The 24,555-nt window shown below is 61.7% G+C and carries 28 protein-coding genes; 15 read left to right on the top strand and 13 right to left on the bottom strand.

What is annotated here, in order from left to right:
• Positions 1-100 precede the first annotated feature (100 nt).
• The 3 genes from panB to CIT25_RS34280 all read left to right on the top strand — a co-directional run bounded on the left by panB (position 101) and on the right by CIT25_RS34280 (position 3,356).
• Positions 101-943, top strand: a complete 843-nt coding sequence (gene panB / locus CIT25_RS34270; protein ID WP_095489497.1) for a 3-methyl-2-oxobutanoate hydroxymethyltransferase — start codon at positions 101-103, stop codon at positions 941-943.
• Complete coding sequence (panC, locus tag CIT25_RS34275) at positions 940-1,791, top strand: pantoate--beta-alanine ligase (protein ID WP_095489498.1); 852 nt, start codon at positions 940-942, stop codon at positions 1,789-1,791. Before panB ends, panC begins: the two co-directional genes overlap by 4 nt.
• Positions 1,792-1,958: 167 nt before the next feature.
• On the top strand, positions 1,959-3,356 hold the full coding sequence (locus tag CIT25_RS34280) for a glycosyltransferase family 39 protein (protein ID WP_158302730.1): 1,398 nt from the start codon (positions 1,959-1,961) through the stop codon (positions 3,354-3,356).
• Between the two features lie 73 nt (positions 3,357-3,429).
• Here CIT25_RS34280 and CIT25_RS34285 read toward each other — a convergent pair whose 3' ends face one another.
• The 4 genes from CIT25_RS34285 to CIT25_RS34300 all read right to left on the bottom strand — a co-directional run bounded on the left by CIT25_RS34285 (position 3,430) and on the right by CIT25_RS34300 (position 7,043).
• On the bottom strand, positions 3,430-3,918 hold the full coding sequence (locus tag CIT25_RS34285; protein WP_095489669.1) for a GNAT family N-acetyltransferase: 489 nt from the start codon (positions 3,916-3,918) through the stop codon (positions 3,430-3,432).
• A 4-nt stretch (positions 3,919-3,922) separates the two neighbouring features.
• Complete coding sequence (gene gatB, locus CIT25_RS34290) at positions 3,923-5,422, bottom strand: Asp-tRNA(Asn)/Glu-tRNA(Gln) amidotransferase subunit GatB (protein WP_095489670.1); 1,500 nt, start codon at positions 5,420-5,422, stop codon at positions 3,923-3,925.
• Positions 5,423-5,585: 163 nt separating this feature from the next.
• Positions 5,586-6,017, bottom strand: a complete 432-nt coding sequence (locus CIT25_RS34295) for a CBS domain-containing protein (RefSeq protein WP_023798170.1) — start codon at positions 6,015-6,017, stop codon at positions 5,586-5,588.
• Between the two features lie 285 nt (positions 6,018-6,302).
• Entirely contained in the window at positions 6,303-7,043 is a 741-nt protein-coding gene (locus tag CIT25_RS34300) for a rhomboid family intramembrane serine protease (RefSeq protein ID WP_095489500.1), read from the bottom strand.
• 395 nt (positions 7,044-7,438) lie between these two features.
• On the opposite strand from CIT25_RS34300, the gene CIT25_RS34305 reads away from it, so the two are divergent.
• The 5 genes from CIT25_RS34305 (at position 7,439) to CIT25_RS34325 (ending at position 11,218) form a co-directional block, all read left to right on the top strand.
• Positions 7,439-8,077: a PAS domain-containing protein gene (locus CIT25_RS34305; protein ID WP_095489501.1), complete on the top strand. Its 639-nt coding sequence runs from the start codon at positions 7,439-7,441 to the stop codon at positions 8,075-8,077.
• 117 nt (positions 8,078-8,194) lie between these two features.
• Positions 8,195-8,812: a PilZ domain-containing protein gene (locus CIT25_RS34310; protein ID WP_095489502.1), complete on the top strand. Its 618-nt coding sequence runs from the start codon at positions 8,195-8,197 to the stop codon at positions 8,810-8,812.
• A 269-nt stretch (positions 8,813-9,081) separates the two neighbouring features.
• Entirely contained in the window at positions 9,082-9,690 is a 609-nt protein-coding gene (locus CIT25_RS34315; protein ID WP_095489503.1) for a transglutaminase-like cysteine peptidase, read from the top strand.
• 553 nt (positions 9,691-10,243) lie between these two features.
• Positions 10,244-10,516 carry an HNH endonuclease gene (locus CIT25_RS38665; RefSeq protein ID WP_425351782.1) on the top strand — a complete coding sequence of 91 codons (273 nt, stop codon included), beginning with the start codon at positions 10,244-10,246 and terminating at the stop codon, positions 10,514-10,516.
• Between the two features lie 141 nt (positions 10,517-10,657).
• Positions 10,658-11,218 carry an ankyrin repeat domain-containing protein gene (locus CIT25_RS34325; RefSeq protein WP_164759243.1) on the top strand — a complete coding sequence of 187 codons (561 nt, stop codon included), beginning with the start codon at positions 10,658-10,660 and terminating at the stop codon, positions 11,216-11,218.
• Between the two features lie 43 nt (positions 11,219-11,261).
• On the opposite strand, the gene CIT25_RS34330 is transcribed toward CIT25_RS34325, so the two are convergent.
• Positions 11,262-11,789: a gamma carbonic anhydrase family protein gene (locus CIT25_RS34330; RefSeq protein ID WP_095489506.1), complete on the bottom strand. Its 528-nt coding sequence runs from the start codon at positions 11,787-11,789 to the stop codon at positions 11,262-11,264.
• Between the two features lie 121 nt (positions 11,790-11,910).
• Positions 11,911-12,234, bottom strand: coding sequence for a DUF6949 family protein (locus CIT25_RS34335; protein ID WP_164759244.1), 324 nt, complete (start codon positions 12,232-12,234; stop codon positions 11,911-11,913).
• A 149-nt stretch (positions 12,235-12,383) separates the two neighbouring features.
• On the opposite strand from CIT25_RS34335, the gene CIT25_RS34340 reads away from it, so the two are divergent.
• The gene (locus CIT25_RS34340; RefSeq protein ID WP_095489507.1) at positions 12,384-13,115 is read left to right on the top strand and encodes a hypothetical protein; all 732 of its coding nucleotides are present in this window, start codon (positions 12,384-12,386) and stop codon (positions 13,113-13,115) included.
• Positions 13,116-13,247: 132 nt separating this feature from the next.
• Here CIT25_RS34340 and CIT25_RS34345 read toward each other — a convergent pair whose 3' ends face one another.
• Positions 13,248-13,451, bottom strand: coding sequence for a DUF3126 family protein (locus CIT25_RS34345; RefSeq protein ID WP_013531334.1), 204 nt, complete (start codon positions 13,449-13,451; stop codon positions 13,248-13,250).
• A 151-nt stretch (positions 13,452-13,602) separates the two neighbouring features.
• The gene (gene cysE, locus CIT25_RS34350; RefSeq protein WP_095489508.1) at positions 13,603-14,451 is read right to left on the bottom strand and encodes a serine O-acetyltransferase; all 849 of its coding nucleotides are present in this window, start codon (positions 14,449-14,451) and stop codon (positions 13,603-13,605) included.
• 145 nt (positions 14,452-14,596) lie between these two features.
• Between cysE and CIT25_RS34355 the strand changes: the two genes are divergently transcribed.
• Positions 14,597-15,196, top strand: a complete 600-nt coding sequence (locus tag CIT25_RS34355) for an HD domain-containing protein (protein ID WP_095489509.1) — start codon at positions 14,597-14,599, stop codon at positions 15,194-15,196.
• A 227-nt stretch (positions 15,197-15,423) separates the two neighbouring features.
• Here the strand turns inward: CIT25_RS34355 and CIT25_RS34365 are convergent, their stop codons facing one another.
• The 3 genes from CIT25_RS34365 to CIT25_RS34375 form a co-directional block, all read right to left on the bottom strand.
• Positions 15,424-16,191, bottom strand: coding sequence for an alpha/beta fold hydrolase (locus tag CIT25_RS34365; protein ID WP_164547221.1), 768 nt, complete (start codon positions 16,189-16,191; stop codon positions 15,424-15,426).
• A 20-nt stretch (positions 16,192-16,211) separates the two neighbouring features.
• Positions 16,212-16,724 carry a DUF192 domain-containing protein gene (locus CIT25_RS34370; protein WP_095489510.1) on the bottom strand — a complete coding sequence of 171 codons (513 nt, stop codon included), beginning with the start codon at positions 16,722-16,724 and terminating at the stop codon, positions 16,212-16,214.
• A 143-nt stretch (positions 16,725-16,867) separates the two neighbouring features.
• Complete coding sequence (locus tag CIT25_RS34375; protein ID WP_095489511.1) at positions 16,868-17,464, bottom strand: cold-shock protein; 597 nt, start codon at positions 17,462-17,464, stop codon at positions 16,868-16,870.
• Positions 17,465-17,683: 219 nt separating this feature from the next.
• Here CIT25_RS34375 and gloA point away from each other — a divergent pair, with 219 nt between their 5' ends.
• Together gloA and CIT25_RS34385 are read left to right on the top strand one after the other, a co-directional pair.
• Positions 17,684-18,124, top strand: coding sequence for a lactoylglutathione lyase (gloA, locus tag CIT25_RS34380; protein WP_095489512.1), 441 nt, complete (start codon positions 17,684-17,686; stop codon positions 18,122-18,124).
• Between the two features lie 144 nt (positions 18,125-18,268).
• Positions 18,269-18,562 carry a DUF2218 domain-containing protein gene (locus tag CIT25_RS34385; RefSeq protein WP_095489513.1) on the top strand — a complete coding sequence of 98 codons (294 nt, stop codon included), beginning with the start codon at positions 18,269-18,271 and terminating at the stop codon, positions 18,560-18,562.
• Between the two features lie 10 nt (positions 18,563-18,572).
• Here CIT25_RS34385 and CIT25_RS34390 read toward each other — a convergent pair whose 3' ends face one another.
• On the bottom strand, positions 18,573-19,127 hold the full coding sequence (locus CIT25_RS34390; protein ID WP_095489514.1) for a DUF1697 domain-containing protein: 555 nt from the start codon (positions 19,125-19,127) through the stop codon (positions 18,573-18,575).
• 25 nt (positions 19,128-19,152) lie between these two features.
• Positions 19,153-20,409, bottom strand: a complete 1,257-nt coding sequence (ilvA, locus tag CIT25_RS34395) for a threonine ammonia-lyase IlvA (RefSeq protein ID WP_095489515.1) — start codon at positions 20,407-20,409, stop codon at positions 19,153-19,155.
• Between the two features lie 207 nt (positions 20,410-20,616).
• Here ilvA and CIT25_RS34400 point away from each other — a divergent pair, with 207 nt between their 5' ends.
• The 3 genes from CIT25_RS34400 to CIT25_RS34410 all read left to right on the top strand — a co-directional run bounded on the left by CIT25_RS34400 (position 20,617) and on the right by CIT25_RS34410 (position 24,497).
• Positions 20,617-22,020: an aminopeptidase P family N-terminal domain-containing protein gene (locus CIT25_RS34400; protein WP_095489672.1), complete on the top strand. Its 1,404-nt coding sequence runs from the start codon at positions 20,617-20,619 to the stop codon at positions 22,018-22,020.
• Positions 22,021-22,121: 101 nt separating this feature from the next.
• Entirely contained in the window at positions 22,122-23,189 is a 1,068-nt protein-coding gene (locus CIT25_RS34405; protein WP_095489516.1) for an alpha/beta hydrolase, read from the top strand.
• Between the two features lie 141 nt (positions 23,190-23,330).
• Positions 23,331-24,497 carry an alpha/beta hydrolase gene (locus tag CIT25_RS34410; RefSeq protein WP_095489517.1) on the top strand — a complete coding sequence of 389 codons (1,167 nt, stop codon included), beginning with the start codon at positions 23,331-23,333 and terminating at the stop codon, positions 24,495-24,497.
• Positions 24,498-24,555 lie beyond the last annotated feature (58 nt).

Genomic DNA, 24,555 nt, shown 5'->3' on the forward strand with positions numbered 1-24,555 from the left:
GCGCCCGCCGGACGCATGCTTGCCAAGTTTGTTTCGTCTCCCTAAAGCTCTGCGCGCCCCGTGCGGGTACATGGTTGACTGGTCTTGAGGGAGATGAAGCTTGGCCCCAGACGCATCCGGCGCGGATCCGCGGATCAGCGCCAGCTCCATTCGCCTGCGCAAGGGCGGCGTGCCGATCGTCTGCCTCACAGCCTATACCTATCCTGTCGCTCGCCTGCTCGACGATCATGTCGACCTCCTTCTGGTGGGCGACAGCGTCGCCATGGTCCTGCATGGCCACAAGACCACGCTAAGCGCCTCGCTTGAGATGATGATCGCCCATGGACAAGCGGTGATGCGGGGCTCAGCCAGGGCCTGCGTGGTGGTCGACATGCCGGCCGGAAGCTACGAGGCAACGCCGCGCCAAGCAGTTGCCTCGGCGCAGCGGATCGTCGACGAAACCGGTTGCCAGGCGGTCAAGCTGGAGGGCGGCGTCACAGTTGCCCGGCAGATTGCGGCGATCGTCGCTGCCGGCATTCCGGTCATGGGACATATCGGCTTGCAGCCGCAATCGGTGGAAAGCGACGGCGGCTACAGGATCAAGGGCCGGACCGAGGAGAATGTGGTCGCCCTTTATCGCGACGCCGACGCGGTCGAGAAGGCCGGCGCGTTTTCTGTGGTCATCGAAGGCACCGTCGAGACCGTCGCCGCCGACCTCACCCGGCACATTTCCATTCCAACCATCGGCATCGGCGCCAGCGGCGACTGCGACGGCCAAATCCTGGTCGTCGACGACATGGTCGGCCTGACCGTCGATCGCGTGCCGAAATTCGTCAAGCAATATGCCGACCTGCGCAGCGCCATATCGCAGGCGGCAGCCAGCTATGCAGCGGAGGTGCGAAGCCGGACTTTTCCCGGCCCGGGCCATGTCTTTTCCGCCGCAGCCGAAAAGGACAAGGCATGAGCCGGCCGCTCGTCGTCGACAGCGTCGCCGCCCTACGCGCGCAAATCCGCGACTGGCGCCGCGATGGCCTCAGCGTCGCCATGGTGCCGACCATGGGTGCCTTGCATGACGGCCATATCTCGCTGCTGGAGATCGCGCTCGAAAAGGCCGAGCGCTGCGTTGTCTCGATCTTCGTCAACCCGACGCAGTTCGCGCCGAGCGAAGACCTCGACAAATATCCGCGCCAGCTCGCCCGCGATCTCGACCGGCTGGCCGAGGCCGGCGCACAACTCGTCTTCACCCCCGATGTTGCGGAGATGTATCCGGCCGGCTTCGCCACAAAGATCTCGGTCGGCGGACCGGCTGCCGGGCTGGAATCGGATTTCCGGCCGACCTTCTTCGACGGCGTCGCCACGGTCGTGGCTAAGCTCTTCCTGCAGGCGTTGCCCGACTGTGCGGTCTTTGGCGAAAAGGACTACCAGCAGCTTTGCGTCGTCAGGCAGCTCTGCCGTGACCTCGATCTGCCGGTGGATATCATCGGCGCGCCAACGGTACGCGACGCGCATGGTCTCGCCATGTCGTCACGCAACGCCTATCTGAGCGAAGCCGAGCTCGAGGTGGCGCGCCAACTCAACGTCATTTTGCGCCGGGCAGCAGTGGCACTTGCGGCCGGCAGTGACGAAGGCAGCGCGACCGCCGAGGCCAGCCGCGCGCTCGTCAAGGCTGGCTTCGACAAAGTCGACTATGTCGCGGCGCGCGAGAGCATGACGCTCGCCCCGTGGCGACGAGACCGTGCCGGACGCCTGCTCGCGGCCGCCTGGTTGGGCAAGACCAGGCTGATCGATAATATGGAAACTCCCTCCACTTAAAGCGCGTCCGCGACTAAAGGGATTTGTGAGCTTCACCTCCAAAATCCGCAGCATCAGGCCGGCTCCGTTACAATTCGGCCAAAATCATGGTGCGGTCCTGCGCGCTCCAGGAGCGCTGCATCATGCTCGGCTGGAAAGAGAACGATTTCTGGCGCGGATCCTCAATCTTGATACCAGCATTTGTCGAGCGGCTGCTCCCCTATCTGTTCGCGCTTGCATTGATCTGCATCGCGGTCGCCTTCCGGCCGCTGCTGCCTGTCGATGAAACGCGATATCTCAGCGTCACCTGGGAGATGTATCTGAGCGGAAAGATCTTCGTTCCGACGATGAATTTCGCGCCCTATCTGCAAAAGCCGCCGCTGCTGTTCTGGCTTATCGATCTGGTCTGGGACATTTTCGGCGTAAGCCGGGTTGCCGCGATGCTCGTTATCTTCGTTGCCTCGTCGCTCGTCATCTGGCTGACGACTCGTCTGGCAAAAACCCTCTTTCCCGGACGCGACGACATCGCAGGCCGTGTCCCCTGGCTGGTCGCGGGAAGCATCGTCTTCGTCATTTATTCGACCCTGATTCTGTTCGACATGCTGCTGACGGTCTTCGTGCTTGCCGCGCTTTTGTCGTTGCTTGCCTTTGCCAGGAGCGGCAACCGCTGGCACGCCGTGCTGGCGGGATTATTCATCGGGCTGGGTGTCTTGACGAAAGGTCCGGTGGTGCTCATCCATGTCGGCGCCCCCATCCTGCTCTATCCATTCTGGCGCGATCGGCAGGCCGGACTGGCGACGCCGAAATTCTTCGCTGGGGCAGGTCTGGCAATTCTCGCCGCATTGATCCCGGTGGCGATGTGGCTGGTGCCGGCGACCATCCTGACCAACGGCGACTTCGTCTACGACCTTGTCTGGAACCAGTCGGCAGGGCGTGTCACCGGCAATCTGCACAACTCCCATCACCGGCCGTTCTATTTCTACGTCGTGCTGATGCCGATCATGCTCATACCGTGGATCTTCATACCCGAAATATGGCGGCTGAGGCTGGGCGCCCGGATACGTGGCCTGATCGACACGAGATCGCCAGACCTGCGCGCGCTGCGCCTGCTGTCGTTCTCGTTCGTCGCGGTTTTACTGGTCTTCAGCGCGATATCCGGCAAGCAGCCTCACTATGTGGTGCCGATCCTGCCATTTGCGACCATCCTGTTCGGGTATTTCATGGCGGAGATCCCACTAGCGAGGCTCAGAAACTCGGCCTTCATCCTGCTTGCCATTTTCGGCATCGGCCATGCCGTAGCATCAGCGACCGTTTTCAAACGTGACGATCTCATGCCGCTGGCCAACTTTATCGACGAGCGAAAGAATGCGGATTGGGCTGTCGCCTTCGACTACCAGGACGAGGTCGGCTTCCTTGCCCGATTGCAGAAGCCGTTCGAAAGCACCGACAATCCCGAGGAATGGCTTCGTTCCCATCCTGGCGGCTATGTCATCGACAAATCCAAGGAGCCTGGGACATCGGAGCAAATCGCTTTCCGCGTTCGCGTCGAACGAGGCTATCTTGTCGTCCTCAAGGGCCAACACTGACGGCGTGGCTGCCCGCAATCGACCGGCGCTGCCCATGAAACGCAACTGACTGCGACGTGTCCGGCAGACAAGTCTAGCCGATCGTCTTCTCGAAAATCAGCGCCGGCAGTCCTGAGCCACCGCCGCAGTCGGCGGTATTGCCGGCGGGCAAAAACCCTTGCGAGCGGTAGAAGGCGACGGCCGGAGCGTTTGCCTCTTCCACTTCGGCACGCAGCGTCCGCGCCTCCGGAAAGCTGGCCTCGACCTCCTCCAGCAGTGCCTGGCCGATCCCTTGCCGCTGGCAGGCCGGATGCACGTAGAGCTGGTTCAGCATGACGATCTTCGCATCCTTGGTGGTTGCCGCGAAAGCCATGCCGCCGATGCGCTTGCCGTCGTCCGCGACCAGGAATTCGGAGTTCGGCCGTGTCAGCCGCGCCTTGAGCGAGGCGATCGAATGCCATTCGTCTGTGATCTCGGTGACTTTGGCAGCACCATAGATGTTGTCGTAGGTGGCGTGCCACGTTTCGACCAGCAACGCGCGGACCGCGGCAAGATCGCGCTCGCCGGCGGTGCGAACGAACATCATCCTATTCGATCCCGAGCTTGGCCTTGACGAGGTCGTTGACCGCTTGGGGGTTGGCCTTGCCGCCTGTCGCCTTCATCACCTGGCCGACGAACCAGCCGGCCATGGTCGGCTTGGCGCGCGCCTGCTCGACCTTGTCGGGATTGGCTGATATCACCTCGTCGACCGCCTTTTCGATGGCGCCGGTGTCGGTGACCTGCTTCATGCCGCGGCTTTCGACCAGTTGGCGCGGATCGCCGCCCTCGCTCCAGACGACCTCGAACAGATCCTTGGCGATCTTGCCGGAGATAGTGCCCTCCTTGATCAGGTCGATGACCGCGCCGAGTTGATCAGGCGAAACCGGAGCATTTTCAATACCCTTGCCGGCCTTGTTCAACGCACCCAGCAAATCGTTGATGACCCAGTTGGCGGCAAGCTTGCCATCGCGACCAGCGGCCACCTTCTCGAAATACTCGGCAACCGCCTTTTCCGATACCAGGATCGAGGCGTCGTAGGTCGACAGGCCGAGCGAGGAGATCAGCCGTGCCTTCTTGGCGTCGGGCAGTTCAGGCAGATCCTTTGCCAGCGCATCGACATAGGCTTGGTCGAATTCCAGCGGCAGAAGGTCGGGATCCGGGAAATAGCGGTAGTCATGCGCTTCTTCCTTGGAACGCATCGAGCGCGTCTCGCCCTTGTTGGGGTCGAACAGCCGCGTTTCCTGGTCGATCTTGCCGCCATCCTCCAGAATGGCGATCTGGCGGCGCGCCTCGTAGTCGATGGCCTGGCCGATGAAGCGGATCGAGTTGACGTTCTTGATCTCGCAGCGCGTGCCGAATTCGCCGCCGGGCCGGCGCACCGAGACGTTGACGTCGGCGCGCAGCGAGCCTTCGTCCATATTGCCGTCGCAAGTGCCGAGATAGCGCACGATGGTGCGCAGCTTGGTGACATAGGCCTTGGCCTCGTCGGCGGAGCGCATATCGGGCTTGGAGACGATCTCCATCAGCGCCACGCCGGAGCGGTTGAGATCAACGTAAGACATCGTCGCATGCTGGTCGTGCATCGACTTGCCGGCGTCCTGCTCCAGGTGCAGGCGCTCTATGCCGACCTCGATATCCTCGAACTCGCCCTGCCGGTCCGGACCGACGGAGACGATCACCTTGCCCTCGCCAACGATCGGCTGTTTGAACTGCGAGATCTGGTAGCCCTGCGGCAGGTCGGGATAAAAATAGTTTTTCCGGTCGAAGACCGATTTGTGGTTGATCTCGGCCTTCAGCCCCAGGCCGGTGCGGATCGCCTGCTTGACGCATTCCTCGTTGATAACCGGCAGCATGCCCGGCATCGCCGCATCGACGAGGCTGACATTGGCGTTCGGCGGCGCGCCGAAAGCCGTCGAGGCGCCGGAGAACAGCTTTGCCTGCGAAGTCACCTGCGCGTGGACCTCGAGGCCGATGATGATTTCCCAGTCGCCGGTGGCGCCTGATATCAAGCGTTTGGCTTCTGGCGTGCGGGTGTCGATGAGGGTCATAGTGGCCTGCGAACTTTCGGTGGCGGATTCACATCTGAACGTGAATTCCGCCACGCCGGACGTGAAAGTCATTCGCTAGTGCAAACCACGAAAAGAGACAAGCGCAAAGCCGAAGCTGGCGCTTTCGCACCGAGTCTCGCCGCCGCCGTCGGTCTCGCCGCATTCAGGCCGTCGCGATGTAGGCCCTGATCTCGGCTGCCTCGCGCTCGACATCCTCGATGCGCCGCTTGACCACGTCGCCTATGGACACGATGCCGTCGAGCAGGCCGTCCTTTTCCACCGGCAGATGGCGGAAACGGCCACTGGTCATGATCTCCATGACCTCGTTGACGGTGTGGTTCTCATTGCAAATCTTCACCTTGGGCGTCATCGCCGAACGCACCGCGATGTCCAGTGCGGCGGCTCCTTCCCTGGCGAGGACCCGCACGACGTCGCGCTCGGAAAGAATGCCGACGATCTTGTGATCGCCATTGGTGATGACCAGCGCACCGATCCTGTGCTCGGCCAGGATGCGAATGGCCTCGCTCAGCTTTTCGTTCGGCCCGAGCGTCAACACGTCATGGCCTTTCTGCTCGAGAATTGCCTTAACAGTCATGGCGTCCTCCTCTGTTTTACTTGCCGGTTCCTGCCCTGACCGGCTTTCCTCCTGCGCATGACCCCGAAAATCGGCCTCGATTTTCGGAAAAGATCATGCGCCAAATCAAAGTTTCTACAGCGTCCTTTGCGCGTCCAAGAGGACGCGCGGCGCTGTAGTGAACATCGTGCGCCGCGATCGATTGCATTTCAAGTGCGGCGTCTTAATGCGCATCGCATGTCGTTGTCCCAAAACCGCTGCGCACCCTCGGTTCAAGACCGAGGGCATGCTTTTGGGCGACATGCTTCAGGCCATGGACTCATCCGCCTGCTGCCGCCGATCGAAAACGCGCAGGCCGAAGAAGCCGGCGACAAAACCGCCAATATGGGCCTCCCAGGCGATCTGGCTGTCGATGCCGGGCGCGAAGGCAACGAGGCCGGTGATGAGATTGATCACCATCCAGATGGCGAGAAAAGTCATAACGCCGCGCGAGCGGAACACCGCCGCCATGGGCATTGGCGCGCCGGCGAAGGCGGCTTTGCCGGACGAGCGGTCGGTGCGGAAGCCAAAGCGGGCGGCGGCCCCCATCATGCCGGAAATCGCTCCCGATGCGCCGACCAGCGGCGCCTGGCCGAGCGGATGCATGGCCCAGAACAGCACCACCGCCGCCAGCCCCGTCGCCGCGAAGAACAGACTGAAACGAAGCGCGCCGAATCGATTCGCCAGTGGCGAGCCGAAAGCCGCCAGCCACACCATGTTGATGGCTAGATGAGCGAAGCCGCCATGCAGGAAGGCATAGGTGAAGGGGCTCGAAAACGCGTAGAAATCGAGGTCGAAGCGACCGGAATAGCGGATCGGGATGAAGGCAGTCCGGATCAGCAGCGAGAAATCCTGGTCGTCGGTGAGCCAATAGAACCGGATCAGGTGAACGGCGACGCAGATGCCGATCACCGCCAGCACAACGGGTGGCATGTTGAATACCGGCTCGCGGCCGATAGGTCTGCCCTCGCCCTGTTCGATTTCCGATGGGCTTGCTGGTTCGCTCATATGCCTTGCACTCAGTCGCTCGCCTTCGCGAGCATGTAGATCACGGTCACCCGATTCACAAAGGGCGAATCGCCGCGAATCGCTTGGGCGCGAATCAAAAAGAAGCCGTCCAAGGTTGCCCTTGAACGGCTGGTCGAGCCCCCACGCTCCCCAAAACTCTTGACTGAAGTGCTGCCGATCGCTGCGAAACGACCGCTTCTGGAGTGGTTTTAGCGTGCCACGGGCTTGGGTGGGGCGCAACGTAAACCACTTGTTAACCTTAACGACCCCGACCCGTGAACAAGTGTTAACGATGCTGGCACGCATCCTGCTCCGCAACGCATGTAGGTCCTCGGAGGGCGCCCTTCTGTTCACCGATGGGACATCAGACGACAGATTGCGCGGAGCAGCATAGCATGAACCAGAACGGATCGATCACGCTGTTCCATTATTGGAACCGGTTGCGTGACGGGCGCCCTGCCCCGAAGCGTTCGGAAGTCGAGCCAGCCGACATCAAGTCGCTGCTGGCCGACACATTCATCCTGGAAAAGGATACACGCGGCGAGGCGGTGTTCCGGCTCGCCGGCACAAGACTTTGCGCGGTCTATGGCCGTGAGCTCAAGGGGTTTTCCTTCCCGTCGCTGTGGCGGGAGAAGGACCAGCGGCTTGTCTCAAAACTGATCCATGGCGTCTTCGACCAGAAATCCGTGGTGCTCATCACTTATGAAGGTTTCAGCCGCGGCGACCGTTCCAACAAGTTCGAGCTGCTCGCTCTGCCGCTCGACGGCGGCGTCGAAAACCCGCGCTGCCTCGGTGTGATAAGCGCCGCTGAAAAACCCTTCTGGCTGGGCGCGGATCCGATCACCGACGCCTTGATCGATTCGATCCGCATCGTCGATCCGGAGAAGGAACCGATATTCCCCAAGAACCGGCCGGCCATCGACGTCCCCTCGCTTGTCCCGTTGGATCTCGATCCGCCCCAGACGATTTCGGCGCTCGGCCAGGCGCGCCGCATCCGCCATCTGGTCGTGTTCGACGGCGGGCGCGAGGAATAATCGCGAACGCTAAAGTAACGGTGCCAGGCTTTCCCCTTTGTTAACCTGCTTTGCTGTAGTTTTCCGCTGAAGTTCCTCGCATCAACGCGCGGAATGCCAGACGGGGTGTAGGCAGTCATGAGGTCAGCGGCGGTCGACACCGCGCCGTCCCAAGCTGAAAGGCGTAACTTTCAGCGCGTCCGCGTGAAGATCTATGGGCGCTTCATGCTGGAGGATCGCACCGAACATCCGTGCCAGGTGGTCGACATGTCGCCGGGCAATGTTGCGCTTCGCACGGAGCGCATCGGCATGCCGGGCGAGAAGGTCATCGCCTATATCGATCACATCGGCCGCATCGAAGGCGTCGTCACTCGTATCTTGCAGGATGGTTTCGCGATGACGGTCATCGCGTCGGAACGCAAGAAGGACAAGCTTGCCGCGCAATTGACCTGGCTTGCCAACAAGCATGAGCTCGATCTGCCGGAAGACCGCCGTCACGAACGCGTGGCGCCGCGCAATCCGACCAGCGTGCTTCAGCTCGCCGACGGGCGCCAGTACCAGTGCCGCATCATCGACCTGTCGCTTTCGGGCGCCGCGGTCGAGATCAACGTCAAGCCGGCAATCGGCATCCAGGTCATGCTGGGCACGATGCGCGGCCAGGTCGTGCGCCATTTCGAGGACGGCGTCGCCATCGAGTTCGCCGTCGTCCAGCGGCCCGAAACGCTCGATTCCGAATTCAACGCATCCGGCACCTGACAAACAACAACATATTATCGCAATCAGACCGGCCCATTCGGCCGGTTTTTTCGTTGTTCCGCACCGGCCGACGCGACTTGCCAACCGATGCCGCGCCAAGGCGTCGCGCCGTGCCGATGCAGCTCCGCGAAAATGCCTCAACAATTTTATACTGAAATGATTCAAATTTTACGTTTATTCTACAGGCGTTTTACTTAATATCTACTTCGAGCCTTTGCGTCGAATAAATCCAATCGTGTCATTGTCTCCTCAAACGGGGAGACTGGACGATGAAGAAGACGAGGGGCAAGCTGTTGCTCTTGGCAATGGCGATGCAGCTTACCGCCTGGGGAACGGCGTACGCAGCGGGACCAGCCTTCATGCACACTGGCAGCCGCACCACACAGCCGGTCGGCCATTACGAGTTCTGCCAGAAGATTCCGCAGGAATGCAATGAGCGCACGCCTAAGCAGGCACCGGTCGAGCTGACACGCAAGCTGTGGGCGAAAATCGTGAGCATCAACAATTCGGTCAACACCAGGATCACGCCGCGCACCGACATGGAACTGTGGGGCAAGGAAGAAGTCTGGTCCTATCCCAACAGCGGCTTCGGCGACTGCGAGGACTATGCGCTGGAAAAGCGCCGCGCGTTGATGAACATCGGCATACCGGCCGGCGACCTGCTGATGACGGTTGCGCGCCAGCCGAACGGAGACGGCCATGCGGTGCTGACCGTGCGCACCAGCCTTGGAGAGTTCATCCTCGACAATCTGGAGACCAGGGTGCTGTCCTGGACCAACACCGACTACACCTACCTGAAGCGCCAATCGAGCCAGAATTCGGGCGCTTGGGTAACGATCAACGACGGCCGCTCCGACGCGGTCGCCAGCGTCCGCTAAGGACGCCAATGCATGTCGCCCAAAGTGCGCAGCGGTTTTGGGATAACGACATGCATAAAACAGAGGTTAAGCGCGTCGCATGAATGCGACGCGCTTAAGGAGAAAACCCGGTCGAGTCCCCACCCTCCCCGTCCCCAACGACCGGGTTTTAGGAGCCGGCCCCGTCCCCGGGCCGGCTCCACCTTTCGGGGGAGACCGGAGGAAGCCCCGATAGGAGAACTCGACTTGAGCGTCGCCAAATTTTGACGTATTGAAAGAATTGTGGAGACGTTCTCTAGTTCGTCTGGGAGCCGTCATTGGTGACTGTATGGATGCCGATCTCAAATTCGGCATCTACCGCTGTAATACTGCGGAGTGGCACTCTTACGGGTGCCGTCTAGTGCGAGGGCTATCCCTCCTGAATAAGGGGCAATCGCTTACAGGTTGCTGCACATCCGCTTCATGTTGATGAAGCAAAAGGATGTGTCAAATGAACAATTCAAACAAACTAACAAAACTCCGAACCGTGCAGGCCAAGAAGCAAAATTGGCGATGCTTCTACTGCGGTTTTCAGATGTGGGATGGAGACCCGACGCTGTTTTCAGAGCGTTATCATCTCCCTGTAAGATCGCTCAACCGCTTCCGCTGCACCGCGGAACATCTGAAACCCCGGATGGACGGCGGCGAGGACAGACCAGAGAACCTTGTTGCGGCGTGCAAGTTTTGCAATCAAACCCGGCATCGAATGGGTAAAGTGCTATCGCCGGCCACGTACCAGCGGCACGTCCGAAACCGAATAACGGCCTGGAAATGGCATCCGCTCGCGTGTCACCACTTGTTGAAATGATGCAGCGTCAGACGATCCATCGGAAGGCCACGGCCGCTACGGACGTCGGAACAGAGCCAGAAACTCTTGGCTAGAGCCAGCTTTCCAAGGGCAATTGACCGATGCAGTATGAACCATCAATTCAACCTCCGGATCGCTGCGATGTTGGAAATCCCGGAAGATCGATGCGAGCGCCACCGCCTGTTCAAGGCCATCGACGACGCGTTCAAGGCGGGCGACTTCGAGGCCCTCGGTGTGGCCCTCGGCGGCTCACCCTGCTGGTTCGACGAGCAGATGCCTTTTGAACTCGGCCTTGGGCATCCACTGGAATATGCGATCTATTGGAGCCCCACTGCTTTCATCTCGACCTTACTGGATGCGGGCTCGGACCCGAACTATCACCACCATGGCGGTTTTCCGGCAATCATTGCGGCACTGTCCACCGACCGGGCTGACAGACTGGAAATCGTCCGAATCCTGATCGATGGTGGCGCAGACCTCAACATGCGGGGCGTAAACGACTGGACGCCGCTTCACTATGCGGTCGCCATCCGTAGCGTCGATGCCATCCGCCTGCTGTTGGCGGCGGGCGCCAACCCATCGCTCGAAACCCGCATCGACGACTATACGACAGCCCTCGAGGACGCCGACAATGCCGGCTTTGAAGCCGGCGCTTCGTTTTTGCGCGATGCGATGATCAGGCGCGGCCCCAATGGACGGTGAGTTGGGCGACGATGCCGGTGAACCATATAGCCGAAGGCTGGCCTCAGGCCTTCTTCAGTCCCGCCTTGAAGCATTTGCCGTTGGCCACATAATGCGCGGCCGAAGCGCGCAGCCCGGCAACCGCAGCATCGTCCAGCGCTCGCACCAAACGAGCGGGCGAGCCGATAATCAGCGAATTGTCGGGGAATTCCTTGCCCTCAGTGACCAGCGCGCCGGCGCCGACCAGCGAATTCTTGCCGATTTTCGCGCCGTTCAGCACGATGGCGCCCATGCCGATCAGGCTGTTGTCGCCGATCGTGCAGCCATGCAACAAGGCGCGGTGGCCGATCGTGCAGCCTTGCCCGATGGTCAGGGGAAAACCGACATCGGTGTGCATGACCGTGTGTTCCTGCACATTGGTGTCGGCGCCGATGACGATCGGCTCGTTGTCGCCGCGGATGACGACGCCGAACCAGAAGCCGGCGTTGCGGCCGACCCTGATATCGCCGATCAGGGTGGCGTCGGGCGCGATCCAGTTGCTGTCCGCGTCCTCGAAGCCGGGGGCCTTTCCGTCGATCGCATAGAGCGGCATTTTTCGCCTCCGAATCGTCTCACACTAAGCTTTGCATGTCGTCATCGCAAAACCGCTGCACACCCTTGGGTCAAGCCCAGGGGCATGCTTTTGCGCGACATGCACTAAACGTTCGCAGAGCCTAAAAGCGTGCCGGCCCGGGATGCAATATATCGATCAGCGCTATGCCCAAAGCCAACGCCCAGATCGTCGCAGTGCAGCCGCAGGAGATCAGCGCCAGTGCCGAAATGCGGCCTTCCCGCCAGGCGTCCAGGGCGTCGTTGGCAAACATCAGGGGCCCGGCGCATGCCGTCGCGACCAACGAGCGCAGCATATGCTTTGGCGACACATAAGGCTCGACGAAGGCAAGCCGGCGGCCTGATACCAGCTCCATTGCCGATCCAACCAGGCCGCACGCCGTCAGCCCAACCATAAAACCGAAGAGAGTGTGTTCGACCGGACCCATCTTTACCTTCCATTTACCATGAAATCGCACAGTCGTGTCGACAGGCGCGTTGCAAGAGCCGTGCCGCGCCACATGTGCCGCTTGAGGACACCCAAAGGGGAACACCCAAGGGGACATCTTGGGACAGGCGGCCGATACAGGGGATCGCGATGAAGCAGGCAGCCACCGCCAACGGCCCGCAACTCACCGTCGTCGATTCCAAGCTGATGAGGCGGGTGTTCTACGTGTTCGCGGCGCTGGCAGTGCTTTCGGTGGCGATCAGCCTTGGCGGCAAATGGTTCGGCCGCTCGATCGCCATGGCCGGATACACCGACGACACGACAACCCACGAGGTCGTGATCGGCAACAACGTCATCGCCGTGCCGGCCAATGTCGTCCGCTTCGACCAGGCCCGGCGCGACGGCATCGCCTCGCGCCTCGACCTCTATCTGCGCTATCCCGAGATGGACGGCTACAGCGAGGCTGCCCGGGACGATTTCAACAACACCGGATCGAGCAAGAACATCATTTTCCTGTCGCTCGAACGGCAGATAATGTCGCGCGACATGAGCGGCCGCTTCACGCCGATCTACAGCGCCCTGATCGCCCAACCCGGCACGCCCGGCCCGGGCGGCACCACACTCTACGGCTTCACCGAAAAATCAGGCTATCTCAACGAGGTGCTGGCGGTCGGCAACCGCCGGGGCAAGGACCCGTTCGTGGCCCGCTGCCTGAGCGGCCCAAGTGCTGCGCAATCGCTGGCGCCCTGCGAACGCGACATCCTGGTCGGCGACAAGCTCAGCCTCACCTACCGTTTTCCCAAAGACTTTCTGGCGGACTGGCAGGTGCTCGATGCAGCCATCGCCGCCGAGGCCACGCGTTTCCTGAGGACCGGACGCTAACGCGTTGTGTCTGAAAGGAATTTATGCGACGCGCTTTGGTGGAAAATCGCAAACGGCGGAGATTGGCAAAAACCCCTCTCCGCCCAGGGATGAGGAACCCGGGGTGCCTGCCGCCAACCGCAAACTCCCGGCTCAGGCCAGGTCGATGTCGAGGATCGCCATCGAGAAATTATAGTCGCCGTCGTCCTCGTCCTTGAAGACGATGCCGAGGAATTCGTCGCCGACATAGACCTCGGCCGAATCGTCCTTGCGCGGCCGCGCCTTCACTTCAAGCTTGGGGTTCTGGAAGACGCGCTTGAAATAGGCGTCCAGCTTTCTGATTTCGTCCGGCTTCAACAGTCTTCTCCGATCGTCGGTCTTGCTCGTTTGAGCGCGCTTCTGGCACGTCGACAATGGCGATGTAAAGGCGAGCCGACCGGATATGCGAGAACCGACAGGCGGCAGAGCCGGCAAACGGAGTTCGGTTGCCCGCCCTGCGGACTTGAAATCAGATATCGAAGCTGACGACGTGGTCCATCGTCTGCGACGGCAAAAGCTGATCCATCTGCCGCGAAGGCTGGTCGCAGCCGGTCTCGCCGACGACGCGGGCCGGCACGCCGGCAACCGTCTTGTTGTGCGGCACCGGCGACAGCACCACCGAGCCCGCCGCGATCTTCGAGCAATGGCCGACTTCGATATTGCCGAGGATCTTGGCGCCGGCGCCGATCAGCACGCCGTAGCGGATCTTGGGATGGCGGTCGCCGCCGGCCTTGCCGGTGCCGCCCAGCGTCACGCCGTGCAAGATCGACACGTCGTCCTCGATCACCGCCGTCTGGCCGACGACGAGGCCGGTGGCGTGGTCGAGGAAGATGCCTTTGCCGATGCGAGCGGCCGGGTTGATGTCGGTCTGGAACACCGAGGACGACCGGCTCTGCAGGTAGAGCGCGAAGTCCTGACGGCCTTGATTCCACAGCCAATGCGCCAGCCGGTGGGTCTGGATGGCGTGAAAACCCTTGAAATAGAGCACCGGCATGATGAAGCGGTCGCAGGCCGGATCACGGTCGTAATAGGCCTGGATGTCGACACGCACCGTCGACGCCCAGTCCTTGTCGTCGGCTGCCATCGCCTTGAATGTCTGGCGGATGAGATCGGAACCGATATCCTGATGGGCGAGCCGCTCGGCCAGCCGATGGATGACCGCTTCCTCCAGGCTTTCCTGGTTGAGGATGGTCGAATAGAGGAATGCCGCCAGCAGCGGATCGCGGTTGACCGCCTCCATCGCCTCGTCGCGGATCGAGCGCCAGATCGGGTCGATCGGCTTCACCATGGTGGGGCGGGCAATCGTAACGCTGTTCATCAATGATCTCCGGCCATCTACTGGCTCAGGCTTGGCAGCTTGCCTATTCTCCGGCCGCACATATAAGCCAGATCATAGCACGGTTGAACTCAATTTTCCTTAGTGCTTTGTCAAATGGATTTGGTTCACGGAAATTCAAGCGGCCATGGAAAACGAACCCTTGATCGAAGCGCCGCTGAAGCGCGAGCTTTCCGCGCTCTACCGGGCCGAAGGCCGCCACTATCACAGCCTTGCCCATATCGAGGCGATGCTGGCGCTGGCCGGGCACTATCGGGCATCCCTGCACGACCCCGAGGCGGTCGAGGCGGCTATCTGGTTCCACGATGCCATCTATGACAGCCGAGCCAAGGACAACGAAGCCAAAAGTGCCGCCCTTGCCGAGAAAAAGCTCTCCGGCCGCACGGATGCGCAGCGCCTCGGCCGCATCACGGCGATGATCATCGCCACCGCCACGCATGAATTGCCGCGCTTTAGCGACGAGAATGCCGCCCGCGACGCAGCGCTGTTCCTCGACATGGACCTGGCGATCCTGGGTGCGACGCCTGATGCCTTCGACGCCTATGAACAGGCGGTTCGCCGCGAATATGGCTGGGTGGAAGAGCCGATGTGGCGTGCCGGCCGCAGTGCTGTGCTGAAGAGTTTCCTCGCCCGTCCGCATATTTTTCACACCGAGGAATTCCGGCAGCGGTTCGAGGCTCAGGCTCGGCAAAACATGGCGCGCTCGCTCAAGGCGCTTGGGGCGTGAGCGCTGCCGCGGTGCGGAACCGTTGATTCTGGCGGGACAGCGCCCCCCTCTGTCCTGCCGGACATCTCCCCCACGAGGGGGGAGATTCGCTGTCACCACCGCTGTCGCTAATCGCTACCGCCGCAGGAGTGAGCGGAGCGCCTAAGCTGCCGATCTCCCCCCTTGTGGGGGAGATGTCCGGCAGGACAGAGGGGGGCGCGAAGGATCACTACAGATCGGCTTTGTGCTCACAGCGGATTTTCGGCATAGAACTCCAGCACCCGCTGCTTGAAAGTCTTGTCGCCGACGGCCAGCATGTGGTCGCGGCCCTCGATGTGAAAAGCCTTGGCGTTCGGCATCAAGGCGGCCAGTTCGTCGGGCGAACCGCCGATGTCGTCCTTGGTGCCGACGGCAATCAATGTCGGCTGGGCAATGCGCGCAATGTCGGCCTCGGCCAGCAATTCCCGCGAGGTGGCAATGCAGGCGGCCAGCGCGCGGCGGTCGCTGCGGGTCTGGTCGGCGAAGGCGCGAAACGAACGGCCGCGCGGATGGCTGGTGGTATCGGGATCTTCGGCCAGAAGGGCGGCGGCGATCGGATCCCAATCGCCGACGCCGTCGATCATGCCGATGCCGAGACCGCCGAAGACCAGCGTCGCCACCTTGTCAGGGTCGGAAAGCGCCAGGAACGCCGACACCCGCGCACCCATCGAATAACCCATGACATGGGCGCGTTCGACGCCGAGATGATTCAGCAACGCTGCCCCATCGGAAGCCATTTTTGCGGGCGTGTAATCGGCCTCTTCATAGCTCTTCGACGAGGCACCATGGCCGCGATTGTCGAAGGCGATGGCGCGGTAGCCGGCATCGTTCAGCGCCTTGAACCAACCGGGCGACACCCAATTGACGTAGTGGGTCGAGGCAAAGCCATGGATCATGAGCACCGGATCGCCCTGCCCCGATGCCGGCTGGCGATCGAGGAAGGCGAGGTCAAAACCGTCATGGGAGAAAAACTGCATCTGCGACGGATCCTGCGCGTTCAGTTGTGCGCAGTGCCGATTGCCGGGTGGCGCAACAAATCGCCGTCCTCGATGCCGCCCCTCGCGGCGGTGCCCGCCTTGAGCTCGAGCACGAAGCGAACCGGCTCGCCGGGCGAGATCATCGCTTCGGATTGCGGCTCGCCTTGCTTGATCGCCCGGACCTTGCCGTCCTGACCGACGAAGATCAGGTCGAGTGGCATCGGCGTGTTCTTCATCCAGAAGCTGACATCCCGAGGCTCCTCGAACACGAACAGCATGCCATGGTCGTCGGCCATCTCCTCGCGAAACATCAGGCCGGCCTCGCGCTCGGCGGAGGTGTCGGCGATTTCGATCGAGAAAGAGCGTTCGCCGCCTTTCGTCACCGCGACCAGCGGCTGCGGGTCGACGGCAAGGATCATCACCCGACTGTCCGCCAAAGCCGGTTGCTGCGAATGGAAGAAAGCGCCTGTGGCGACGACAAAGGCGATCGCTGCGCAAACGACGCCCGTTGTCAGCCAGTTCCTGTGGGTCATTCGAAATCCTCGGCCGGACATCGTCCTAGACCATGATCCCAAAAAGTGGAACCCGGTTTTTGCTGCGCTGACCTGCAGTTCGGAAAAGATCATGGTCAAGCAAAAAGCACCAGGTCGCATCCCGATTCGATCGGGACGGGACCTTAGTGCGAGACCGGCAAGGTACCCATATCCGGGTGAATTTCGGCAGCCATAAGGCCTTTGTCGCCGCGCCCGAAGCGGACCAGCACGACCTGCCCCGGCCTGAGCTCGGTAATGCCGTAGCGGCGCAGCGTCTCCATATGGACGAAAATGTCCTCGGTGCCTTCGCCCCGGGTCAGGAAACCGAACCCCTTGGTGCGGTTGAACCATTTCACCAGCGCCCGCTCGAGGCCGCTTTCCGGCGTCACCGAGACGTGGGTGCGCTGATCCTGCATTTCCGCGGGATGGACCGCCGTGGTGACATCCATGGAGAGCACACGGAACGCCTGCAATCCGCGCTCACCATGCTTGACGAGGCAGACGACGCGCGCGCCTTCCAAGGCGGTCTGGAAACCGTCCTTTCGAAGACATGTCACATGGAGGAGAATATCGCCGGAAGAGCCGTCATCGGGAAGAATGAAACCGTAACCCTTGGCCACATCGAACCATTTGATGGCGCCCGCAACCTCGACAAGATCAGCGGCATCGCCGCTTTCGTCCCTTCGCAAGGCGTCGTTACCGGTTCCGTCCCGCCCCATGAAAGAGGCCTTTTCCCCCATAAGAACGCCCCCCTTTTTCCAAGAATACCGCAAGTGATTCTTGATGTTAGATTAACACTGCCGCTTCCGGTCTGTGCAAGACCTGACGTGCCTTTTTTCACGGTTGATTTGCAGGAATACCGGATTTGTTGTTTGCCGGCGCGGCCGGCTATCGGCAATTGCCCTTTGGCCGGGTGGCCCCTATGTTCCGCCGCAACGCAACATTTCGAGGAAAATCACATGCGCTACCTGCACACCATGGTCCGTGTCGCCGACATCGATGCATCGCTCGATTTCTACTGCAACAAGCTTGGCCTCAAGGAAGTGCGCCGCCACGAAAACGAACAGGGGCGCTTCACGCTGATCTTCCTCGCCGCTTCCGAAGACGAGCAAAGCGGCATCGCCGAAAAGGCGCCGCTGATCGAGCTCACCTACAATTGGGATCCTGAAGACTACAAGGGCGGTCGCAATTTCGGCCACCTCGCCTACGAGGTCGACGACATCTACGCCACCTGCCAGCAACTGATGGACAACGGCGTCACCATCAACCGGCCGCCGCGCGACGGCAACATGGCCTTCATCAAATCGCCGGACGGCATCTCGATCGAGCTTTTGCAGAAAGGCCCCGCAAAGGCCAAGGCCGAGCCCTGGGCGTCGATGGCGAACACAGGAAGCTGGTAGCCAATCACAAGATCGAGAGCGGGTACGACCTAGCTGAGATTTTATGGCGTTTCTCAAGATCGCGCCTATCTGTCCGGCCATCGCGCCTGCTTCCGAAATTGGCGCATCCAAAAGATGCGCGCTTGCTTCAGGAGAAATCCATTCATGCCGACCAGCCATGTCGATGTCGCTACCGGACATGCGAGCCGCTATCTGCAGCAGCTCTGCAAGCACTGGGCGCACAAGTTTCCCGTCGAGTTCGATCCGAACCACGGGACAATCGATCTCACGCTAGGCCACACGGTTCTGGACGCCGATGCGGCAGCGCTCCACATCACGGTAGCTGCTGACGAGGCCGGCTCGCTGGAGCGCCTGGAAACGGTCGTCGCCGATCACATCAAACGCTTCGCTTTCCGCGAAGAGCTGGCGTTCGATTGGAAGAGGGCTTCGGCAGCGTAGGCGACCACGTTCAGCCACTTCTCCCAGCCAACTCCAGCAGCGCCAGCACCGTGCGCCAGTTGCGCGCGGTGGCGGGCACTTTCAGCGTGCGCGGGATGAGATTGGCAAACACCGATTTGCCGAGACCTTCCGGTGCATGCAGATAAAGCACGTCGCCCCTGATCTCGAACCGTTCGGGACCCGTGCATTTCTCCGAAAGACGGGCCGTCTCCTCAGGTGTCGGCGCGCGCTCCAGCGCATAGGCGTGAAGTTTCGTCGGCTCCCCGGCGACCTCCGGGTAGGGATTTTCCGCCGCCAGCCGCTCGAACCAACCGAGATCGCGCACCATAATGCGCGAATAAAATCCCCATTTCTTCTCGAAGGCCGCTTCAAGCTGTCTGCTCAGAGTGGCGGCATCACCCTTTGCCGAGCGAAACACGACGTTGCCGCTCTGCACATAGGTGGCGACGTCGCGAAAGCCGAGCTCCTCGAAGAACGACCGGAGTTCGGCCATCCTGACGATGCGGTTGCCGCCGACATTGATGCCGGAAAACAACACTACGAAGATTTTCGCTTGGGCACTCATATTCGGGGCACTCATATTCGGGCGCTCATATGATGAAGCCAGCCAGCGTCTCGTTGTCGGTGATGTCCTGATACTGGACGCCCTCGGCCTCGAAATTCGCGTTGAGCAGCTCGAAATTGCGGCGGTCCTTGGTTTCGATGCCGATCAGCACCGAACCGAAATTGCGCGCCGATTTTTTCAGATATTCGAAGCGGGCGATGTCGTCGTCAGGTCCGAGCAATTCGAGGAAATCGCGCAGCGCGCCCGGGCGCTGCGGAAAGCGGATGATGAAGTACTTCTTCAGCCCCTCGAAACGCAGCGCCCTTTCCTTCACATCCGGCAGCCGCTCGAAGTCGAAATTCCCGCCCGAAACCACCGCCACGATAGTCTTGCCCCTGATCTCCTTTTTCGAGAAATCCTTGAGCGCGTCGATCGCCAGTGCGCCGGCTGGCTCCAGCACCACGCCTTCGACGTTCAGCATCTCGATCATGGTCGCGCAGAGCCGGTTTTCCGGGATCAGCCGCACGGCCTCAGTGGCAAATTCCCTGAGATGCCGCAACGGTTCACGGCCGATCTCGGCCACCGCCGCGCCATCGACGAAATTGTCGACCTTGGCGAGCTTGATGCGCTTTCCGGCGGTGAGGCTCTCGCGCAGGCTCGGCGCGCCGGCCGGCTCGCAGAAGACGAAGCGCGTGTCGCGGCGCTGATCGGCGAAATAATGCGTGACGCCCGCGGCCAGACCGCCGCCGCCGACCGGCAGCATGACAATGTCCGGCATGCGGGCGCCCGGCATCTGGCCTGATATCTCGTAGGCGACGGTCGCCTGCCCCTCGATGATGTCCTTATGATCGAACGGCGGCACCATGTGCGCGCCTGAGTTTTCGGTGAACTCCAACGCGGCGCGGTAGCAGTCATCGAAAAAGTCACCGACCAGCCTGATCTCGACGAATTCGCCACCGAACAGCCGCGTCTTGTCGATCTTCTGCTGCGGCGTCGTCACCGGCATGAACACCACACCCTTTTTGCCGAAATGGCGGCAGACGAAGGCAAAGCCCTGCGCATGGTTGCCGGCGGAAGCGCAAACGAACAGCTGGGCATCGTTGCCGGCGTCGAGCGCCTTGCGGAAGAAATTGAAGGCGCCCCTGATCTTGTAGGAGCGCACCGGCGACAGGTCCTCGCGCTTCAGCAGCACGCGCGCTCCGGTCTTCTTCGACAGATAGTCGTTTTCCTGCAGCGGCGTCTCCGGGAAAATCTGGCGGATCGCGGCAGCGGCAGCAGCGACGCGGGAGGAAAAACTGGTCATGGCAAGATCACCCCGGGTCGCATGTCGGCTATCGGTAGCGTGCATTTGGTTTGCCGCCACGCGGTGGTCGCAAACCTAGCACACAGCGCGTGCGTTTGATCCCAGCCTATTGCATATCCAATCCCGCGAAGCCATTGTCCGGCCGGTTCATGCGCCCCGTCACGGGGTATTCCCAGAATCCTTGCAAGCACTTGGAGGCGTTTGTTCATGCCCGTCGCATCGGTTGCCCTGAAAACCATGTCGCTGCCGGAATTCGGCGAGCCGACGGTGATGCCGCTCGTTGCGCGCACCACCTACGAGGCACGCATCGGGGCACTGGTGGCGCGCGGCAGCAAGGCCGGCTTCGACGCTTTCGTCGTGTATGGCGACCGCGAGCACGCGGCCAATGTCGCCTATCTCACGGGCTACGATCCGCGTTTCGAGGAAACGCTGCTGGTCATCGTTCCCGACAAACAGCCGAAACTCCTCGTCGGCAACGAGGGCTGGGGCTATGCCGAGATCTGCGATGGACCTTACGAACGTGTCCTCTACCAGACGTTCTCGCTGCCGGCGCAGCCCCGCGACCGCTCGCCGGCGCTCCTCGACATCTTTGCCGACTGCGGCCTGAAAGCCGGCCAGCGCATCGGCGCCATTGGCTGGAAACCGTTCGGTCCCGGCGACGCCGGTTTTGGTGAAACAACTCTCGATCTGCCCTCCTTCATCGCCGACACGCTGCGCACGCTTGCCGGCGACAAGCACACAGTGGTGAATGCGGCGAACCTTTTGATGAACCCGGCAGACGGCCTGCGCGCGATCAATGAGGCCGACCAGCTCGCGTCCTTCGAATTCGCCGCGACCTATTCGTCGCAAGGCCTGCGCAACGTTCTGCAAGGCATCGAACCCGGCATGACCGAGTTGCAGGCGGCGCGGCTGATGGGCATCAACGGCCTGCCGCAATGCTGCCACCTCATGCTGTCGGCCGGCAAGCGCGCGCCCTATGGCCTGCCAAGCCCCCGCCTCGACGTCATCAAGCGCGGCGATCCGGTCACCATGGCCTATGGCCTCCACGGTTCGCTCAATGCCCGCGCCGGTTTCCTGGTCGAGGACGCAACCGAGCTTCCGCCCGACATAAGCGACTACGTCGAAAGACTGGTCGCGCCCTATTTCGCTGCCGTCGTCGACTGGTACGAGACCGTCGGCATCGGCGTCAGCGGCGGCGCCCTGTGGAAAGCCGTGCATGACCGCATCGGCGATCCGTTCTTCGGCGTCTCGCTCAATCCCGGCCACCTCGTCCACATCGACGAATGGATGCATTCGCCGATCTTCGCCGGCTCCGACATCACGCTGAAGTCGGGCATGGCGCTGCAGGTCGACATCATTCCGGCAACCGGGACGGATTATTTCACCACCAATATCGAGGACGGCATCGCGCTGGCCGACCAGGCCCTGCGCGAGGAAATCGCCGCGCGTCACCCCGAAGCCTGGCGCCGCATCGAGGCGCGGCGCGCCTTCATGACGGAAGTGCTCGGCATCCGTCTCAGGCCGGAGGTGCTGCCCTTCTCCAACATCCCGGCCTTCCTGCCGCCGTTCTGGCTTTCGCGCAACAGTGCGATGGCCGTCGCCAGCCGCTGAGCGCATTTCGGCCGGACATGACTTACTTCTGCCGCACTTCGACTGTCCGGGAGGGTTCGCGGAGGTTGGATAGGCCTTTCGGCCGGAGTGGAATTTCAGAGTTGAAGAAGATTTGTATCATTGCGCTTGCCTTGCTTGTTGCCGGCTGCGGCGGCCGGCAAACCGAGGAACTGCTCGGCAGCGCCATTGTGTCCGCGCCGGTGACGGAAATTGCCGGCAACCACTCGATCTTCATCGCCACGACGCGCAAGCGCTCCGACGACCCCAGCAAGGTCTTCGACCGCGAGCGCTCGGCCACGCTGAACTATGCCCGCCTCAACGTCACCGTGCCGGGAAGCCACGAAACCGGCCAAATCGAGCGGCGCTCGCGCGGCAAGTCGAACGACCCGGCCAAATACTTCATGGCCTCCGAGGTCGTCGGCTACGACACCGCGCCGAAATTCTCCAGCGCGCTCAGCGCCGACATCGCCGCACGCGGCGGCCGCGTCATGGTCTTCGTCCATGGCTACAACACCGGCTTCGACGCCGCAGTCTACCGCGTCACCCAGATCGCCCATGATTCCGGTTATCCGGGCACACCGGTGCTGTTTTCCTGGGCGTCGGGCGCCAAGACGAGGGACTATGTCTACGACCGCGAAAGCGCCAGTGCTGCCCGCGATCAGTTGGAAGTGACGCTGAGGATGCTCGCGCAGACCGGCGCGCGGCGCATCGACATCGTCGCCCATTCGCTGGGAACCTGGGTCACCATGGAAGCGCTGCGCCAGCTCGCCATCAATGGCGACCGCGATCTCGGCGGCAAGCTCGGCGATGTGGTACTGGCATCGCCCGACATCGATGTCGACGTGTTCAAGAGCCAGATGCGCCGCTATGGCAAGCCGAACAAACCTTTCATCCTGCTCCTGTCCGACGACGACCGGGCGCTGCGGCTCTCCGGCCTTATCGCCGGCTCGCGGCCACGCGTCGGCGACTACAAGGACGCGGCCGACCTCGCCGACTATGGCGTCAGCGTCGTCGATCTCTCCAGCGTCAAGGGATCGGATCGCTTTAACCACACCAAATTCGCCGACAACCCCGAACTGGTGAAGATGATCGGCCAGCGGCTGCGCGAGGACGACGGATTTGCCAGCGACCGCGAGGTGACCGACCGCATCCATCTGCTCGGACAGTGAGGTGCGTTCCACGCCCTGTTCCGCAGGCTTTCGTGATACACGATTGCGCCACCATCGGATCGCTTTCAACTGGACCAGGCCGGCCTCTGGCTCTATCGAAACCAAAGACGTCATACGGTTGACGTCCCTTCGGGAGCCTGCGTGACCGTGCGTTCGAAGATTTTTCTCGTCGTTGCGCTGGCGCTCGCTGTTACCGGCTGCGCCGGCCGGAAGACACACGACCTTCTCAACACGACGGCTGTGACGGTGCCTGCCTCCGACATCGCGGCCACGCATGAGATCTTCGTCGCCACCACCCGCGAGAAAGCCACGAAAGATCCGCGGCAGGTGTTCGATGGCAATCGCTCGCTGACCACCAGCTTTGCCCGGGTCGAGGTAACGGTTCCGAAGGTCCATCAGCTTGGCGCAATCGAGCGCGTCAAAGGCTCCGCAAACAGCAATCCAGCGAAGGATTTCACCGCAACGAATGTCGCCTTCTATGAAGGCGCCCCGCAATTCGCCAAGGCGGTCGGCGCCGACATCGCCATGCGCGGCGACCGCGCGCTGGTTTTCGTGCATGGCTTCAACAACGGTTTCGACGACGGCGTCTACCGGTTGACGCAGATTGCGCACGATACGAAATATCCCGGCACGCCGGTGCTGTTCTCATGGGCGTCGAGCGGCAAGACCACGGGCTATATCTACGACAAGGAAAGCGCCAACGCCGCGCGCGACGATCTCGAAGAGACGCTGCGCATGCTGGCCAAGACGAAGGTCAAGAGCATCGACATCATCGCCCATTCGATGGGCACCTGGGTGACGATGGAGGCGCTGCGCCAGCTTGCCATCACCGGCGACCGCGATCTCAGCGACAAGCTTGGCTATGTCATCCTTGCCTCACCCGATATCGATGTCGATGTCTTCAAGAAGCAGATGATCCGCTACGGCAAGCCCGACAAGCCGTTCGCCATCCTGCTTTCGGGCGACGATCGCGCCCTCAGACTCTCCTCGCTGATCTCCGGCGATAAGCCGCGCGTCGGCGACTATGGCGATGCGGCCGACCTCGCCAGCTATGGCGTTTCGGTGGTCGACCTCACCAAGACCAAAGGCGGCGACCGCCTGAACCACGCCAAATTCGCCGACAACCCGTTTTTGGTGCAGTTGCTCGGCGACCGGCTGCGCGCGCCGGCCGGCCTGGCATCGGAAGAAGCCAATCCGGCGCAGCCGATCGACAATCTCGGCCAAGGCATCGGCAAGGCCGTCGGCTCCGTCGCCGAGATCGTCATCACCACCCCGTTCAGGGTGCTGACCATCGCCACCGGCGGATGAGCGGCGGCTGAGCTAGTTCGGAATATAAGTAGCGATCCTTCGCGCCCCCCTCTGTCCT

The sequence above is a fragment of the Mesorhizobium mediterraneum genome (assembly GCF_002284565.1).
Lineage (GTDB): Bacteria > Pseudomonadota > Alphaproteobacteria > Rhizobiales > Rhizobiaceae > Mesorhizobium > Mesorhizobium mediterraneum.